This is a genomic window from Pantoea eucrina, from assembly GCF_001691555.1.
Classification (GTDB): domain Bacteria; phylum Pseudomonadota; class Gammaproteobacteria; order Enterobacterales; family Enterobacteriaceae; genus Pantoea; species Pantoea borealis.
The window spans coordinates 1685645-1701452 of sequence record NZ_MAYN01000008.1; the positions used below are offsets into that span (position 1 = coordinate 1685645).

The window sequence follows — 15808 nt, forward strand, 5'->3', positions numbered from 1 at the left end:
CCGCTCATTCTACCTGGAATCATCTTTGACGCCAAACCACTGATGATACCAGCGTGGCTTTATTTGCTCGCGCAGCCCCTGCATCTGCCAGCGACCCTGGCTGACACGAATACGGATTTGCCCAGAGCGTGCAGTATCTGCCCAGAGATAGCCCTGCTCCCGGTAACGCTTTACCACCGACTGAGCCGGCATACGCCAGGCGTTGTAGCGCGCCACTGAAGCCACCGCCGCTTCGCCCGCTATATGTCGCAGAAACAGGGACGTAGAGGAGGTCCGGCTGCCGTGGTGCGGCACCTGAAGCAGTGTAGCCTGCAGCTGACGCTTTTCCAGTGCCGCCAGTTTGCGCTCTCCCGCCTGCTCCAGATCGCCAGTCAGCAGCAGGCTTACGCGGCCATCATCCACCCGCACCACGCACGAATCATTATTGTGCCCGGCTACCGGCAGGGCTGGCGGCCACAAGGCGGTAAAACGCAGGCGCCCCCACTGCCACTGCTGGCCGCGCACGCACGGCAGATGCCCGGGCTCCCCAAGCGCGCTGCGGATTGTCAGCCCAGGCCGGGCGCGTAGCAGCGCGTTCAGCCCGCCACGGTGGTCGAGATGCCGGTGGCTCAGTATGACGCCCTGCAGCGTGCGCCCGGTGTAGTTCAGCCAGGGTAAAATCGTGCGTTCCCCCGCATCGCCCTGCTGCCACGCCGGGCCGGTATCATAGAGTACCACCTCCTTTCCCTGCGTAATCGCGACCGCCAGACCATGACCTATGTCGAGAAAATCGACTTGCCACTCGCTCTGCTCTGCATCGGTACGCCCCAGTAGCAGCGCCAGTAACAGGCTGGCGAAGCGGGCCGACGTGCGGGCAATCAGCCCGCTGCGCCACAGCAGTAATCCTCCCCAGATCACTACGACAGCGGGCAGCGTCTGATGCAGGCTCAGCCAGCCGGCGGGCAGCCACTGGAGGCTCAGTACCAGATAGTCCACCGAACGATCGGCCAACCACCACAGTGGCTGTGCCGCCTGTTGCAGTGGTACAAGCAGCGCCAGCAATAGCAGCGGCACCGTAATAAATGAGATAACCGGCACGGCCAGCAGATTGGCCAGCAGCGCAGTCAGGCTGATGCCCTGAAACAGAAAAATCTGCAGCGGTGCCATCAGAACCATCATACCGAGCTGCAGGTGCAGTAGCTGCAGCGGCAGCCAGCGGCGCTGCGTCCGATAAGGATTTGGCAGCGCAAACCAGCTGAACCAGATAATCAGCATCGCCACTGCCAGCACTGAGAGCCAGAAGCTTTCCGACAAAACTGCCAGCGGATCGAATACAAGCAGTGCCCCTGCGCATAGCAGCCAGATTTGCCACGCGCTAAGCTGCCAGCCCGCTGCACGTATAGCGCTCCAGAGCGTCAGCGCCAGCATCGCACGCTGCGCGGGCGCATGACTGCCGGCAATCCAGCAGTAGAGAGCAGCGGTCAGCCAGCTGACGATCAGCGGAAACCGCCAGCTGATATGACGGGCAGGTAACGGAAACTGGACGGCGCGTGCCAGCAGCCAGCCAATACTGGCTGCCAGCGCAATATGCATGCCGGAAATGGCCATCAGGTGCGCGGTGCCGGTCTCACGCAGAAGCTGGCGCAGCGGCGCCTGCATCTGCGATCGATCGCCAAACGCCAGCGCCTGCAGAATTGCCGGCTGCTTTAGCTCACCAAACGCAGCCTGATAGCGAGCCACCCGTGTGGCCCGCAGGCTGCAGCGTTCTGAAATCTGCTGCTGATGCATAATACGTCCCTGCAGCGGCATATGATTTGCAACCCGAACGCGCTGCAGATCGTATCCTCCTTCATTCAGGCGACCATGTACTGCCCGCAGCCGCAGCCGCATGTGCCAGCGCTGCCCCACGCACCAGTTTTCTGCTTTACTCACATTGCTGATCTGTACAAAAAGCGGCGGAAACTGCAGCCGTCCGTCAACGCGGATAAGCCTGACCAGCAGCTGATTTTGCTGTGGGTCAGCTGCACTAATAGTGACCGTGGCGTCAACCGGCCGCAGTGTGAGCTGCTCCATTGCATTCAGCAGACTGCGTGCTTCACCCTGTGCCCAGCACGCCACCAGCAGAGACAAACCTGCCAGCGCAGCAGTTTTATGTGGCAGATGCAGCAAAAGAAGAGCGACAACAGTCAGTATGATCAGCGTGGTGCCGGATGGGATCTGCGGCAACAGCAGCAGAGGCAGCGTGGCAAGAATGGCGATCCCTGCGCCGGTGGTCCATGTAATAGGCATATTTCTCTCCGTCAGACAGCACTATAGTGCGGCAGTCAGGAAGAGAGAGCAGGTAGCAAGAAATGAATTTGCGTCAGCGCATCGGCACTTTTTCGGATACGTTGATATAAATTACAGCGCGCCGGGATCGCGCTCGCAACCCGCAGAGAAGCGGCAAAAAAAACGACACCCGGAGGTGTCGCTTTATGGTTCGGTAACGGCTTAGCCGTAGATATTTGCACGGTCACGCAGTTCTTTGCCTGGTTTGAAGTGGGGAACGTATTTACCTTCCAGTTCCACTTTGTCACCCGTTTTCGGGTTACGACCAGTGCGCGGTGCGCGGTAGTGCAAAGAAAAGCTGCCGAATCCCCGGATTTCGATGCGCTCGCCCTGTGCCAGCGTAGTGGCCATGTGCTCAAGCATCTCTTTGACCGCATCCTCAACGACTTTCGCCGGAATATGAGTATGCTGGCCAGCAAGTCTTTCAATCAGTTCTGACTTGGTCATGAATCCTCCGGTTAATCCCTGTTTGGAAAAGTATGACAGCTTTTACCGAAACCGGACGATAATACTATCGTCCGGTGCTTCGGGTCGATTACTCGCCTTTAGCCGCTTTGAACGCTTCAGCCATTGCGTTAGAGAAGTTGCTTTCATCCTGTTTGGTGTTAACAGTGTTGATAGCTTCTTTCTCATCAGCCTGGTCTTTAGCACGTACAGACAGGCTCACAACGCGGTTCTTACGGTCAACGCCGGTGAATTTAGCTTCAACGTCGTCGCCTACGCTCAGAACCTGAGTCGCGTCTTCGATGCGATCCAGTGAAGCTTCAGAAGCACGCAGGTAACCCTCTACGCCATCAGCTAATTCTACTGTAGCACCTTTCGCGTCAACTGCAGTGACTTTACCGGTCACGATAGCGCCTTTCTTGTTCAGGGTGATGTAGTTGTTGAATGGATCTTCAGCCAACTGCTTCACGCCCAGAGAGATGCGCTCGCGCTCTGCATCAACCTGCAGTACAACGGCAGCGATTTCGTCGCCTTTCTTGTACTCGCGTACGGCTTCTTCGCCGGTAGCGTTCCAGGAGATGTCAGACAGGTGAACCAGACCGTCGATGCCACCGTCCAGGCCGATGAAGATACCGAAGTCAGTGATTGACTTGATTTTACCTTCAACGCGATCGCCTTTGTTGTGGGTCTCTGCGAACTGCTGCCATGGGTTAGATTTGCACTGCTTCAGACCCAGGGAGATACGACGACGCTCTTCGTCGATGTCCAGAACCATAACTTCAACAACATCGCCCACGTTAACAACTTTAGATGGGTGAATGTTCTTGTTGGTCCAGTCCATTTCAGAAACGTGTACCAGACCTTCAACGCCTTCTTCGATTTCTACGAAGCAGCCGTAATCAGTCAGGTTGGTTACACGACCGGTCAGGCGAGTGCCTTCCGGATAGCGCTTAGCGATAGCAACCCATGGATCTTCGCCCAGCTGTTTCAGGCCCAGAGATACGCGGGTACGCTCGCGGTCGAACTTCAGCACTTTAACAGTGATTTCGTCGCCCACATTGACAATTTCGCTTGGATGCTTAACGCGTTTCCATGCCATGTCAGTGATGTGCAGCAGGCCGTCAACGCCACCCAGGTCAACGAATGCGCCGTAGTCAGTGAGGTTCTTAACGATACCTTTGACTTCCATGCCTTCCTGCAGGTTTTCCAGCAGCTGATCGCGCTCAGCGCTGTTTTCAGATTCGATAACAGCACGACGTGAAACCACGACGTTGTTACGTTTCTGATCAAGCTTGATTACTTTGAATTCAAGCTCTTTGCCTTCCAGATGCAGAGTATCGCGAACCGGACGCACGTCAACCAGTGAACCTGGCAGGAACGCACGAATACCGTTCAGCTCAACTGTGAAGCCACCTTTAACTTTGCCGTTGATAACACCGGTAACAGTTTCAGCGTCTTCGTAAGCTTTTTCCAGCGTGATCCAAGCTTCATGACGTTTAGCTTTCTCACGGGACAGCAGGGTTTCACCGAAGCCGTCTTCTACTGCGTCCAGAGCAACGTCAACTTCGTCGCCCACCTGGATTTCCAGTTCGCCAGCTGCGTTCTTGAACTGCTCTGCAGGAATTGCAGATTCAGATTTCAGACCCGCATCAACCAGCACGACGTCTTTGTCGATAGAGACAACAACGCCACGAACAATGGAACCCGGACGGGTTTCGATTTCTTTCAGGGACTCTTCAAAGAGTTGAGCAAAAGATTCAGTCATATTGATAATCTTAGGATTCTTCAATTTAACGTCCACCTGACGTCACTGTCGGATGGGGTTGTTTCACATGCCCGGCACCGGTTCCGTGGTACAGGGTTACAGCAATTCTGTCACCGAAAGATTATACACCCAGTTTTTGCCGGGCGTAATCAAGTGCCTGCTCAATCACCTGCTCAATCGACATGCTGGTTGAATCCAGCACCAGAGCATCAGCGGCAGGCACCAAAGGGGCGATAGCGCGATTGCGATCGCGGTCGTCGCGTTCCTTTATCTCGGATAAAAGGCGCTCAAAGTTAACATCAATGCCGCTTTTCTGCAACTGCAGCATACGTCGCTGAGCGCGTTCTTCCGGGCTGGCATCAAGGAAAATCTTCACTGGCGCATCGGGAAAAACCACCGTGCCCATATCGCGCCCGTCGGCAATCAGGCCAGGCTCTTCACGGAAAGCGCGCTGGCGACGCAGCAGCGCTTCGCGCACGCGCGGGAAGGCTGCAACACGTGAAGCGGTATTGCTTACCTCCTGCGTGCGGATCTCGCTGGTCACATCCTCACCTTCCAGCACCACCTGCATTTCGCCGTCAGCCGAAAGAAAACGAACGTCAAGATGGGCGGCCATCGGCACCAGCGCCTCTTCCGATTCAATATCCACCTGGTGATGCAGCGCGGCGAGCGCCAGCACGCGGTAGATCGCGCCAGAGTCGAGCAGATGCCACCGCAATGACTCTGCCATCGCTTTGCATAACGTCCCTTTCCCTGCGCCGCTTGGGCCATCGATAGTAATTACCGGGGCGATTACCGTCATTGTTCTCTCCTGTTACAGCCTGCTTATTAACAGTCCAGGGACTGTCTGAATTGCGCAGTAGTATACGCTGCCTGCAGCCGGTTAGTTACCCCTGCACATCGACAGCGGTGACAGTTTGCGCTTTTTCAGATGATTTTCTGTGCAGAAAGACCAGTGGAGTGCAAAGCGATCCGGCGCACATACGCCGGATCGGGCTATCAGGAAGCGTGGCTGACTTTTGCCAGCTGCCGGAAATAGTCCGGGAAGGTTTTGGCTGTACAGCCTGGATCGAGGATCGTTACCGGCGTATCGGAAAGTGCAACCAGAGAAAAGCACATCGCCATACGGTGATCGTTATAGGTGCCGATATCTGCGTGCTGCAGCTGCGCAGGTGGCGTAATCCGGATAAAATCGTGGCCCTCTTCGACTTCTGCGCCCACTTTACGTAGTTCAGTTGCCATGGCCGCCAGACGATCGGTTTCTTTCACGCGCCAGTTGTAAATATTACGCATCAGCGTAGTGCCCTGTGCAAACAGCGCCGTCGTTGCGATAGTCATCGCTGCGTCCGGGATATGGTTCATGTCCATGTCGATGGCGTTCAGTTCACCGCGTGTACAGGCGATGTAGTTATCCCCCCACTCGATCACCGCGCCCATTTTTTCCAGTACGTCAGCAAAGCGGATATCGCCCTGCACGCTATTACGGCCAATGCCGGTAACCCGTACGGTGCCGCCGCGAATGGCCGCTGCAGCGAGGAAATAGGAAGCTGAAGAGGCGTCCCCTTCCACCAGGTATTCGCCCGGTGACTGATACTGCTGCTGACCTTTAACAATAAACCGCTGATAATGCTGGTTTTCAACTTCTACGCCAAAGCAGCGCATCAGATGCAGCGTGATATCAATATAAGGTTTAGAAACCAGATCGCCTGCGATCGTGATACAGGTATCCTGCTGCGCCAGCGGCGCAGTCATCAGCAGCGCAGTCAGAAACTGGCTGGATACGCTGCCATCAACGCTGACGTCACCGCCGGTGAAACCACCGTTCAGGCGCAGCGGCGGATAATCACGCTGTTCCAGATAATCAATACTGGCCCCACCCTGACGCAGCGCATCGACCAGGTGACCGATAGGACGCTCTTTCATGCGCGGCTCACCGGTTAACACCACGGCGTGGTCGCCCAGGCAGAGTGCAGCAGCCAGCGGGCGCATTGCGGTGCCCGCATTACCAAGAAACAGCTCCAGCGGCTGCTCCGCATGAAGGGCGCCACCGTTGCCTGTAACTTCGCATACGGTGCGGTCAGCGGAAAGCGTGTAGCTGACGCCCAGCGCCTGCAGCGCAGTGAGCATATGTTTTACATCATCGCTGTCAAGCAGGTTAGTCAGGCGCGTCGTGCCGTTAGCCAGCGCGGCCAGCAGCAGTGCACGGTTTGAAACGCTTTTTGAACCCGGCAGGTTGACCGTGCCGTCGATGCGGGCAATCGGTTGAAGAGTCAGGGAGTCCTGCATGTGAAACGAAATCTCCAAAAATACGAAACCCCGTCTGTTGACGGGGTCTGATACCAGACAAGCTGGCGTGAAACACAGATCAGCCGTGACGACGCTCGAACTCTGTCATAAATTCGGTCAGCGCTTTAACGCCTTCCAGCGGCATGGCGTTGTAGATAGATGCACGCATACCGCCCACAACACGGTGGCCCTTCAGCGCATGCAAACCTGCCTTCAGCGACTCTTCCAGGAATAACTTATCCAGTGAGTCATCTGCCAGCTGGAACGGAACATTCATACGTGAGCGGTTTGCGCTGGCAACCTCATTACGATAAAAACTGCTGTTATCAATGGTGCCATAGAGCAGTTCAGCTTTTGCCTGATTCAGCTTATCCATCTCACTGATGCCGCCTTTCTCTTTCAGCCATTTGAAGACCAGACCAGAAAGATACCAGGCGAAAGTAGGCGGCGTATTAAACATTGAGTCGTTTTCTGCCAGCACGCTGTAGTCAAGAATAGAAGGTACGTAGCGCTGGGCTTTGCCCAGCAGATCCTCACGTACTACAACCAGCGTCAGCCCCGCCGGGCCAATATTTTTCTGCGCACCGGCATAAATCAGACCATAGCGGCTGACATCGATAGGCCGGGAGAGAATAGTAGAAGATAGATCGGCCACCACGGTTTTATTGCCGAAATCGGGCTCTTCATCAATCGCCAGACCATCAATGGTTTCATTAGGGCAGAAATGCACATAAGCGGCATTGTCGCTTAGCTGCCAGTCGCGCATAGGCAGTAGCGCGCGCTTGCCGTCCAGCGTGGTTTTGATATCAATCGCGTTTGGCGTGCAATATTTTTCTGCTTCTTTAATTGCGCTGTGTGCCCAGTAACCGCCATCGATGTAATCAGCCGTGGTCGCCTCACCCAGCAGATTCCCCGGGATCGCCGCAAACTGCGCACGGGCACCACCATGACAGAATAAAACTTTGTAATTGGCCGGGATTTTAAGCAGATCGCGAAAATCCTGTTCCGCCGCTTCTGCCACGGCCATAAACTCTTTACTGCGGTGGCTAATCTCCATCACTGACGTGCCTAAACCATGCCAGTTGGTCAGCTCCTGCTCTGCGCGACGAAGTACTTCCACCGGCAGCATTGCCGGGCCGGAGCTAAAATTGTAAACCTGCGTCATGTCCCCTCACCACTCTCTGCTTGAACGGTTATGAATCTCTCTCCGGTTTTATCATTGCCTCCGGGCGGCTGCAATCATTTATCCGGCCGCGATCACATTTCTGAGGCACACCTGGCCGCAGCTTATATTACAAATGTAACGCACTGCGGGATATTGTGAGGCGGGCTGCACCAGGCCTGCCCGACCGTGGCCGGCTGTTGGCTCTGTCGGCGTTACGCCGGGAGAAAATGCCGGGGATGATAGCGCCACTGCGGTAAAACCCGTATTATTGCGCGCTTTACGCCCACCTTATCGACTTGAGAGAGCGCCACTATGACGCAAACGTTTATTCCAGGAAAAGATGCCGCGCTGGAAGACTCCATCGCCCGCTTCCAGCAAAAACTGCAGGATCTGGGTTTTAATATTGAAGAGGCTTCATGGCTGAATCCGGTTCCGCACGTCTGGTCCGTACATATTCGCGATCGCGATTGCCCGCTCTGCTTTACCAACGGCAAGGGTGCCAGTAAAAAAGCGGCACTGGCCTCAGCGCTGGGTGAATATTTTGAACGCCTCTCAACCAACTACTTTTTTGCGGATTTCTGGCTGGGTAAAACCATCGCGAACGGCGATTTTGTTCACTATCCGAATGAGAAGTGGTTTGCACTGCCGGATGACGAAAGCCTGCCTGAAGGCATTCTTGATGCACGCCTGCGTCAGTTTTACGATCCGGACGCCAGCCTGAGCGCGGCGGATTTAATCGATCTGCAGTCCGGCAATACCGCGCGCGGCATTTGTGGCCTGCCGTTCACGCGTCAGTCCGATCAGCAGACTGTGTATATCCCGATGAATATTATCGGCAACCTTTATGTCTCCAACGGCATGTCCGCAGGCAATACCGCGAATGAAGCACGCGTACAGGGGCTGTCTGAGGTTTTTGAGCGTCATATTAAAAACCGTATTATCGCTGAATCCATCAGCCTGCCTGAAATTCCGGCTGAGGTGATGCAGCGTTATCCCGATGTAATTGAAGCTATCGGGCGACTGGAAGCGGAAGGCTTTCCTATCTTCGCTTACGACGCCTCCCTGGGCGGCAACTATCCGGTTATCTGCGTAGTGCTGTTCAACCCGGCCAATGGTACCTGCTTTGCCTCATTTGGTGCCCATCCTGACTTTGGCGTGGCGCTGGAACGTACCGTTACTGAACTTCTGCAGGGCCGGGGTCTTAAAGATCTGGATGTCTTTACGCCGCCGACCTTTGACGATGAAGAAGTGGCTGAGCATGCAAACCTGGAGACACACTTTATCGATTCCAGCGGTCTGATCTCCTGGGATATGTTTAAAGATGAAGCAGACTATCCGTTTGTGGACTGGAGCTTTGCCGGCACGACCCAGGAAGAGTTCGCTACGCTGATGGCCATCTTTGCTGCAGAAGATAAAGAAGTTTATATCGCGGATTATGAACATCTGGGCGTGTATGCCTGCCGCATTATCGTACCGGGTATGTCCGACATCTATCCGGCGGAAGATCTGCTGCTGGCTAATAACAATATGGGCGCTTCACTGCGTGAAACGCTGCTGGCACTGCCGGCCAGCGAGTGGCAGCCTGAGGCCTATCTGGCGCTCATTGAACAGCTGGATGAAGAGGGCCATGATGACTTCACACGCGTGCGTGAGCTGCTGGGTCTTGCAACCGGCAAAGATAATGGCTGGTATACACTGCGTATCGGCGAGCTGAAAGCGATGCTGGCGCTGGCGGGAGGCGATCTCGATCAGGCGCTGATCTGGACGGAGTGGACCATGGAGTTCAACCAGTCAATTTTCAGCGCAGAGCGTGCTAATTATTATCGCTGTCTGCAGACGCTGCTGCTGCTGGCTATGGAAGATGAGCGCGAACCGGTGCAGTATCATCGTGCGTTTGTCCGGATGTATGGTCAGGCGGCGGTTGACGCCGCGTCTGCTGCCCTTAGCGGTGAAGCGCCATTTTATGGTCTGCAGGCCATCGATGAAGATCTGCATGCGCTACCTGCTCATCAGGCGCTGCTGGCGGCGTATGAAAAACTGCAGGCGGCAAAACGCCGCTACTGGTCCGCGGTGTAAGCACTGCGTGGGAATTGTTTACTGACGTCAGTGAAACAGGTATGGCCAGACGGCTGTACCTGTTTTTTTTACCGCGCTACACCTGCCATTAAAATAAATCTGCATATTTTAAAATTATTTTATTTATTTAAATTCAATAGCTTGAATGAATTTAATGCTATTCCCTCTTCCTTCTCCTGACTAAAGATGATCCATATCAAGTCCGCTGCTTACCGGCTTTGTTAGCATCTCCTCAGACCTGTTACGGAGAGCGTAAGCGTGAAAGCTGACAATCCCTTTAATGCTTTATTGCCTGCGGCAATGGCTAAAGTTGCTGAAGAGGCGGGCGTCTATAAAGCAACTAAACATCCCCTTACGACCTTTTTCCTTGCCATTACCGCCGGCGTCTTTATCTCGATCGCCTTTGTGTTCTATATCACCGCGACCACTGGCAGCACACTGCTGCCGTGGGGCGTGGCCAGACTCATAGGGGGCATCTGCTTTTCGCTGGGTCTGATGCTGGTGGTGGTATGCGGTGCCGATCTCTTTACCTCAACTGTTCTTATTGTCGTGGCCAAAGCCAGCGGGCGTATCAGCTGGCTGCAGCTGGCCCGCCACTGGCTGAATGTCTACGTCGGCAACCTGTGCGGCGCGCTCTTTTTCGTCATGCTGATCTGGCTGGCCGGTGAGCATATGGTGGCTGGGGGTGCGTGGGGACTTAATCTGCTGCAAACCGCCGATCACAAGATGCATCACAGCTTTGCAGAGGCCGTAGCACTGGGCACGCTGGCTAATCTGCTGGTCTGTCTGGCCGTCTGGATGAGCTATTCCGGACGCAGCCTGACTGACAAGATGATTGCCATGATTCTGCCGGTGGCGATGTTTGTTGCCAGCGGCTTTGAACACAGCATCGCCAATATGTTTCTGATCCCGATGGCCATCCTGATCCGCGATTTTGCCGCACCGGAGTTCTGGCAGCTGACCGGTACCACTGCCGCTCAATTTCCGGCACTCAATTTCAGCGATTTCATTTTCAACAATCTTATCCCGGTCACGCTCGGCAATATTATCGGCGGCGGTGTACTGGTTGGATTGACTTACTGGGTTATCTATCTGCGCGGTTCTGCGCCGGCAGCGTAATTGTGTCCGGGGGCAGCAATGCGTCCGGCAAGAGAGTCTCCTTAAACAAGGCAGGTATATCATGTCCGAACTGAATGAAAAAATGGCAACAGCCTGGGAAGGATTCAAGGCCGGGGAGTGGCAAAGCTGCGTTAACGTACGCGACTTTATCCAGAATAACTATACGCCGTATGAAGGCGACGAATCGTTTCTCGCCGGTGCCACCCCCGCGACAACGGCACTGTGGAACCGCGTACTGGAAGGGATCAAAATCGAGAACCGTACGCATGCGCCGGTAGATTTTGATACCGATCTGGCCTCCACCATTACCTCGCATGATGCAGGCTATATCGACAAATCTCTGGAAACTATCGTTGGTCTGCAGACTGACGCGCCACTGAAACGTGCCATTATTCCTTTTGGCGGCATCAAAATGGTGGAAGGCTCCTGTAAAGTTTATGGACGTGAGCTCGATCCGGCGCTAAAAAAAATCTTTACGGATTATCGTAAAACCCATAACCAGGGCGTATTTGACGTCTATACGCCGGATATTCTGCGCTGCCGTAAATCAGGCGTACTGACCGGGCTGCCTGACGCCTACGGCCGTGGTCGTATTATTGGTGATTACCGTCGCGTTGCGCTCTACGGCATTGACTATCTGATGCAGGACAAAGTCGCGCAGTTCACGTCGCTGCAGCACGATATGGAAAACGGCGTGGATCTGGAAGCCACCATTCGCCTGCGCGAAGAGATCGCTGAACAGCACCGTGCGCTGGGCCAGATCAAAGCGATGGCGGCAAAATATGGCTGTGATATCTCTCTGCCGGCCACCACCGCGCAGGAAGCGGTACAGTGGACCTATTTTGGTTATCTGGCGGCCGTAAAATCGCAAAACGGCGCCGCAATGTCATTTGGTCGCGTATCTACTTTCCTGGATATTTATATTGAACGCGATATGCAGGCTGGCAGGCTCACTGAAGAGCAGGCGCAGGAGCTGATTGACCATCTGGTCATGAAACTGCGCATGGTGCGTTTCCTGCGCACGCCGGAATATGACGAGCTGTTCTCAGGCGATCCTATCTGGGCGACGGAATCACTCGCCGGAATGGGCGTCGACGGACGCACGCTGGTGACTAAAACCACGTTCCGCTTCCTGAATACGCTCTACACCATGGGCCCCTCCCCTGAGCCTAACATGACCATTCTCTGGTCCGAAAAGCTGCCGCTCAACTTTAAAAAATATGCGGCTAAAGTCTCCATCGATACCTCGTCACTGCAGTATGAAAATGATGACCTGATGCGTCCTGACTTTGATAATGACGACTACGCTATCGCCTGCTGCGTCAGTCCGATGATTGTCGGCAAACAGATGCAGTTCTTCGGCGCGCGTGCCAACTTGGCCAAAACGCTGCTGTACGCCATCAATGGCGGGATGGATGAAAAACTCAAAATGCAGGTCGGGCCAAAAGAGGCGCCTATTACCGATGAAGTGCTCGACTTTGAAACAGTCATGGCACGCATGGATCACTTTATGGACTGGCTGGCGCAGCAGTATGTCACCGCGCTGAACATCATCCACTATATGCACGATAAATATAGCTATGAAGCTGCGCTGATGGCGCTGCACGATCGCGACGTTTATCGCACCATGGCATGCGGGATTGCCGGGCTCTCAGTGGCAGCGGACTCTCTCTCTGCCATCAAGTATGCCCGGGTGAAACCCATACGTGATGCTGACGGGCTGGCCACCGACTTTGACATTGAGGGCGATTATCCGCAGTTCGGTAATAATGACCCGCGCGTCGACGATCTGGCCTGCGATCTGGTTGAACGCTTTATGAAAAAGATTCAGCAGCTCCGGACCTATCGCAACGCCGTACCAACCCAGTCCGTGCTGACCATTACCTCAAACGTGGTATATGGCAAAAAGACCGGTAATACTCCGGATGGTCGCCGCGCCGGTGCGCCGTTCGGCCCGGGTGCCAATCCGATGCACGGACGCGATCAGAAAGGGGCCGTAGCCTCGCTGACCTCAGTGGCTAAATTGCCGTTTGCCTATGCAAAAGATGGCATCTCCTACACCTTCTCCATCGTGCCCAATGCGCTCGGCAAAGATGATGAGGTGCGGAAATCAAACCTTGCGGGCCTGATGGATGGTTATTTCCATCATGAAGCGGACCTGGAAGGCGGCCAGCATCTGAATGTCAACGTCATGAATCGCGATATGCTGCTGGACGCGATGGCGCATCCGGAAAATTACCCGCAGCTCACCATACGCGTTTCGGGTTATGCAGTGCGCTTCAATTCGCTGACCCGTGAGCAGCAGCAGGATGTGATCACCCGCACCTTTACTGCCTCACTCTGATGATAAACAGGGCTCCCTGACAGGGGCCCTGTTTCAGAGTCCGTTTTGGCAGCGTGCTGACGCGGGCACGCTGGCAAAACTGACTTCCCTGCTGAGCGCAACAAAGATTGCGTTGCCTGAAACAGGCTAATCCGGAGAACCATCGCTATGTCTGCTGTCGGTCGTATTCACTCTATTGAATCCTGCGGAACCGTTGACGGTCCCGGCATTCGTTTCATCACATTTTTCCAGGGCTGCCTGATGCGCTGTCTCTACTGCCATAACCGCGACACCTGGGATACCCACGGCGGCAAAACGGTGACGGTTGATGAGCTGATGCAGGATGTGCTTGCCTGCCGTCATTTTATAACGGCGTCCGGCGGAGGGGTAACTGCCTCCGGCGGCGAGGCGATCCTGCAGGCGGAGTTTGTGCGTGACTGGTTCCGCGCCTGTAAACAGGCGGGCATTCACACCTGCCTCGATACCAACGGTTTTGTGCGGCGCTATGAGCCGGTAATCGATGAGCTGCTGGAAGTAACCGACCTGGTGATGCTGGATCTGAAACAGATTAATGATGAGATCCATGAAATTCTGGCCGGCGTTTCTAATCATCGCACGCTCGATTTTGCCCGCTATCTGCAGAAAATCAATAAACGCACCTGGATCCGCTATGTGGTGGTGCCGGGCTATTCAGATGACGATGACTCCGTGCACCGGCTCGGCCGGTTTACTGCGGAGATGCAGAATGTGGAAAAAATAGAGCTGCTTCCCTATCACGAGCTGGGCAAGCATAAATGGCAGGCTATGGGGGAAACGTATCAGCTGGAGGGCGTCAGGCCGCCAGCAAAAGAGACGATGGAGCGCATCAAAGGAATTCTGGCGGGCTACGGCCACAACGTCATGTATTAAAAACCAGAGAGAGCGACCTGCTCTCTCTGATGTTTGAACCTGTCAGGCGTGCGCCACCGGCGTCGCATGATGATCGGCTTTGCGCAGCAGCATGACCAGATAGACCAGCGCCACCGCAGCGATCATTACAAACAGCAGCTGGTCAGAGTAATGCTGCATCAGCATTGAGGTCATTGCCGGTCCCACCAGGCTGCCTACGGTATAACTGAACAGCAGCGCCTGATTCATCGCCACCAGTTCGTGGTGTGCAACGGTCTCACAGGCCCATGACATGGCAACCGGGTAGAGCGTAAAGCCTGCCAGCCCCAGCACAAACAGCGCCGGCGCCATTGCCGTATCACCCAGCATCGCCATGGCGCCGAGGATCACAACAAACACCTGCACGCGCAGGACCATCAGACGGCCAAAGCGATCGGCCAGACGCCCGATAGGCCACTGTCCGATAATACCGGAACTCACCAGCAGCGCCATCCAGTAGCCTACTGAAGCATCGCTCATACCGCGATGCGACAGATAGAGCGGCATCAGCCCATAGAGTGATCCCAGTACAATGCCGGAAATAATGCAGCCGTTGATCCCGAGGCGTGAACTGCGGCGGCGCAGCATGCTCCAGATGCGGGTGGTGGAGGCCTCTTCGCTCTCCGCTACCATACTCACCTGTACAAAAAGCAGTGGCAGTATCGCGCAGACAATCAGCGCCGTCACCCAGGGGATAACGTGCAGCAGTTCAGTGGAGACGCTGCTGACCAGCAGCTGCCCGGCCACCGTACCGAGATAATAGACAATCATATAGGCAGCCAGCAGCTGACCGCGGTTACGCACCGTACCGCTGCAGAGCAGCGCGCTTTCCACTACTACCCAGATTAGCGCACAGCCTACGCCAGCGCTGAAGCGCAGCAGCGTCCAGCTGGAGAACCCTTCCAGCAGCACCATTCCCATCGTCGCCAGAGCAAACAGCACGCTGGCAAAATAGAAGCAGCGATTAAAACCGTAGCGCGCAATCAGCCAGCCAGCCAGCAGCGTGCCCGCCAGATTGCCGGTGTAATAGGCAGAACTCGCCATGCCTACCTGCCAGGTAGGCAGCTGCTCATGAGCAAGCCAGAGCGGCACCAGCGTATTAAGCACAGCGATAGAAACCGTCATCAGCATTAAGCCGCAGAGCAGCAGCAGGACGGGGCGCGACCAGGTAAGCATAAGGATAAAACCAATGGAAAGAAGCGAGAATTGCGCGCAGTTTGCCACTGGAAAACGGAAAGTCAACGAAGAGAAAAACGGCACCGCACAATTTGCTGCTGAACAATTTATTTTTTTTATCTTCAGGCGGTTAGAAGCATAATAAACAAAGCCGGATTAAAATCTATCATTATGAATTTACAGATTTTTAGCGCTTAACTGCCGGCGCTCTTCGATAACG

Annotated in this window: 12 protein-coding genes; 5 read left to right on the forward strand and 7 right to left on the reverse strand. The window is 54.9% G+C overall.

Annotation, left to right across the window (positions count from 1 at the left end; translation table 11 throughout):
• Positions 1 to 9 precede the first annotated feature (9 nt).
• The 6 genes from BBA90_RS14085 to serC all read right to left on the reverse strand — a co-directional run bounded on the left by BBA90_RS14085 (position 10) and on the right by serC (position 7967).
• Positions 10 to 2268, reverse strand: coding sequence for a DNA internalization-related competence protein ComEC/Rec2 (locus BBA90_RS14085; protein ID WP_065649697.1), 2259 nt, complete (start codon positions 2266 to 2268; stop codon positions 10 to 12).
• Between the two features lie 201 nt (positions 2269 to 2469).
• Positions 2470 to 2754 (reverse strand): integration host factor subunit beta, encoded by a 285-nt coding sequence (gene ihfB, locus BBA90_RS14090; protein ID WP_010618275.1) that lies wholly within the window; start codon positions 2752 to 2754, stop codon positions 2470 to 2472.
• 88 nt (positions 2755 to 2842) lie between these two features.
• Positions 2843 to 4516 (reverse strand): 30S ribosomal protein S1, encoded by a 1674-nt coding sequence (gene rpsA / locus BBA90_RS14095; protein ID WP_052246478.1) that lies wholly within the window; start codon positions 4514 to 4516, stop codon positions 2843 to 2845.
• A gap of 121 nt (positions 4517 to 4637) precedes the next feature.
• Positions 4638 to 5318, reverse strand: a complete 681-nt coding sequence (gene cmk / locus BBA90_RS14100; RefSeq protein WP_065649698.1) for a (d)CMP kinase — start codon at positions 5316 to 5318, stop codon at positions 4638 to 4640.
• A gap of 197 nt (positions 5319 to 5515) precedes the next feature.
• A complete protein-coding gene (aroA, locus tag BBA90_RS14105) occupies positions 5516 to 6802 on the reverse strand; it encodes a 3-phosphoshikimate 1-carboxyvinyltransferase (RefSeq protein WP_065649699.1) in 1287 nt (428 codons plus the stop codon).
• 79 nt (positions 6803 to 6881) lie between these two features.
• Positions 6882 to 7967 (reverse strand): 3-phosphoserine/phosphohydroxythreonine transaminase, encoded by a 1086-nt coding sequence (gene serC / locus BBA90_RS14110; protein ID WP_065649700.1) that lies wholly within the window; start codon positions 7965 to 7967, stop codon positions 6882 to 6884.
• Between the two features lie 312 nt (positions 7968 to 8279).
• On the opposite strand from serC, the gene ycaO reads away from it, so the two are divergent.
• From ycaO to pflA, 4 genes are all read left to right on the forward strand, one after another.
• Positions 8280 to 10043: a 30S ribosomal protein S12 methylthiotransferase accessory factor YcaO gene (ycaO, locus tag BBA90_RS14115; RefSeq protein WP_065649701.1), complete on the forward strand. Its 1764-nt coding sequence runs from the start codon at positions 8280 to 8282 to the stop codon at positions 10041 to 10043.
• A 258-nt stretch (positions 10044 to 10301) separates the two neighbouring features.
• Complete coding sequence (focA, locus tag BBA90_RS14120) at positions 10302 to 11162, forward strand: formate transporter FocA (protein ID WP_065649702.1); 861 nt, start codon at positions 10302 to 10304, stop codon at positions 11160 to 11162.
• A gap of 61 nt (positions 11163 to 11223) precedes the next feature.
• Positions 11224 to 13506: a formate C-acetyltransferase gene (pflB, locus tag BBA90_RS14125; protein WP_065649703.1), complete on the forward strand. Its 2283-nt coding sequence runs from the start codon at positions 11224 to 11226 to the stop codon at positions 13504 to 13506.
• A 147-nt stretch (positions 13507 to 13653) separates the two neighbouring features.
• Positions 13654 to 14394, forward strand: a complete 741-nt coding sequence (pflA, locus tag BBA90_RS14130; protein ID WP_065649704.1) for a pyruvate formate lyase 1-activating protein — start codon at positions 13654 to 13656, stop codon at positions 14392 to 14394.
• A gap of 42 nt (positions 14395 to 14436) precedes the next feature.
• On the opposite strand, the gene BBA90_RS14135 is transcribed toward pflA, so the two are convergent.
• Positions 14437 to 15588: an MFS transporter gene (locus BBA90_RS14135; RefSeq protein WP_065649705.1), complete on the reverse strand. Its 1152-nt coding sequence runs from the start codon at positions 15586 to 15588 to the stop codon at positions 14437 to 14439.
• 13 nt (positions 15589 to 15601) lie between these two features.
• On the opposite strand from BBA90_RS14135, the gene BBA90_RS19595 reads away from it, so the two are divergent.
• Positions 15602 to 15730, forward strand: coding sequence for a hypothetical protein (locus BBA90_RS19595; protein WP_276203855.1), 129 nt, complete (start codon positions 15602 to 15604; stop codon positions 15728 to 15730).
• Positions 15731 to 15808: the final 78 nt, after the last annotated feature.

What these genes read in the sequence shown, in the direction of transcription:
- BBA90_RS14085 (WP_065649697.1), bottom strand. Translation starts at nt 2,268, where the DNA reads ATGCCTATTACATGGACCACCGGCGCAGGGATCGCCATTCTTGCCACG.
- ihfB (WP_010618275.1), bottom strand. Translation starts at nt 2,754, where the DNA reads ATGACCAAGTCAGAACTGATTGAAAGACTTGCTGGCCAGCATACTCAT.
- rpsA (WP_052246478.1), bottom strand. Translation starts at nt 4,516, where the DNA reads ATGACTGAATCTTTTGCTCAACTCTTTGAAGAGTCCCTGAAAGAAATC.
- cmk (WP_065649698.1), bottom strand. Translation starts at nt 5,318, where the DNA reads ATGACGGTAATCGCCCCGGTAATTACTATCGATGGCCCAAGCGGCGCA.
- aroA (WP_065649699.1), bottom strand. Translation starts at nt 6,802, where the DNA reads ATGCAGGACTCCCTGACTCTTCAACCGATTGCCCGCATCGACGGCACG.
- serC (WP_065649700.1), bottom strand. Translation starts at nt 7,967, where the DNA reads ATGACGCAGGTTTACAATTTTAGCTCCGGCCCGGCAATGCTGCCGGTG.
- ycaO (WP_065649701.1), top strand. Translation starts at nt 8,280, where the DNA reads ATGACGCAAACGTTTATTCCAGGAAAAGATGCCGCGCTGGAAGACTCC.
- pflB (WP_065649703.1), top strand. Translation starts at nt 11,224, where the DNA reads ATGTCCGAACTGAATGAAAAAATGGCAACAGCCTGGGAAGGATTCAAG.
- pflA (WP_065649704.1), top strand. Translation starts at nt 13,654, where the DNA reads ATGTCTGCTGTCGGTCGTATTCACTCTATTGAATCCTGCGGAACCGTT.
- BBA90_RS14135 (WP_065649705.1), bottom strand. Translation starts at nt 15,588, where the DNA reads ATGCTTACCTGGTCGCGCCCCGTCCTGCTGCTGCTCTGCGGCTTAATG.
- BBA90_RS19595 (WP_276203855.1), top strand. Translation starts at nt 15,602, where the DNA reads ATGGAAAGAAGCGAGAATTGCGCGCAGTTTGCCACTGGAAAACGGAAA.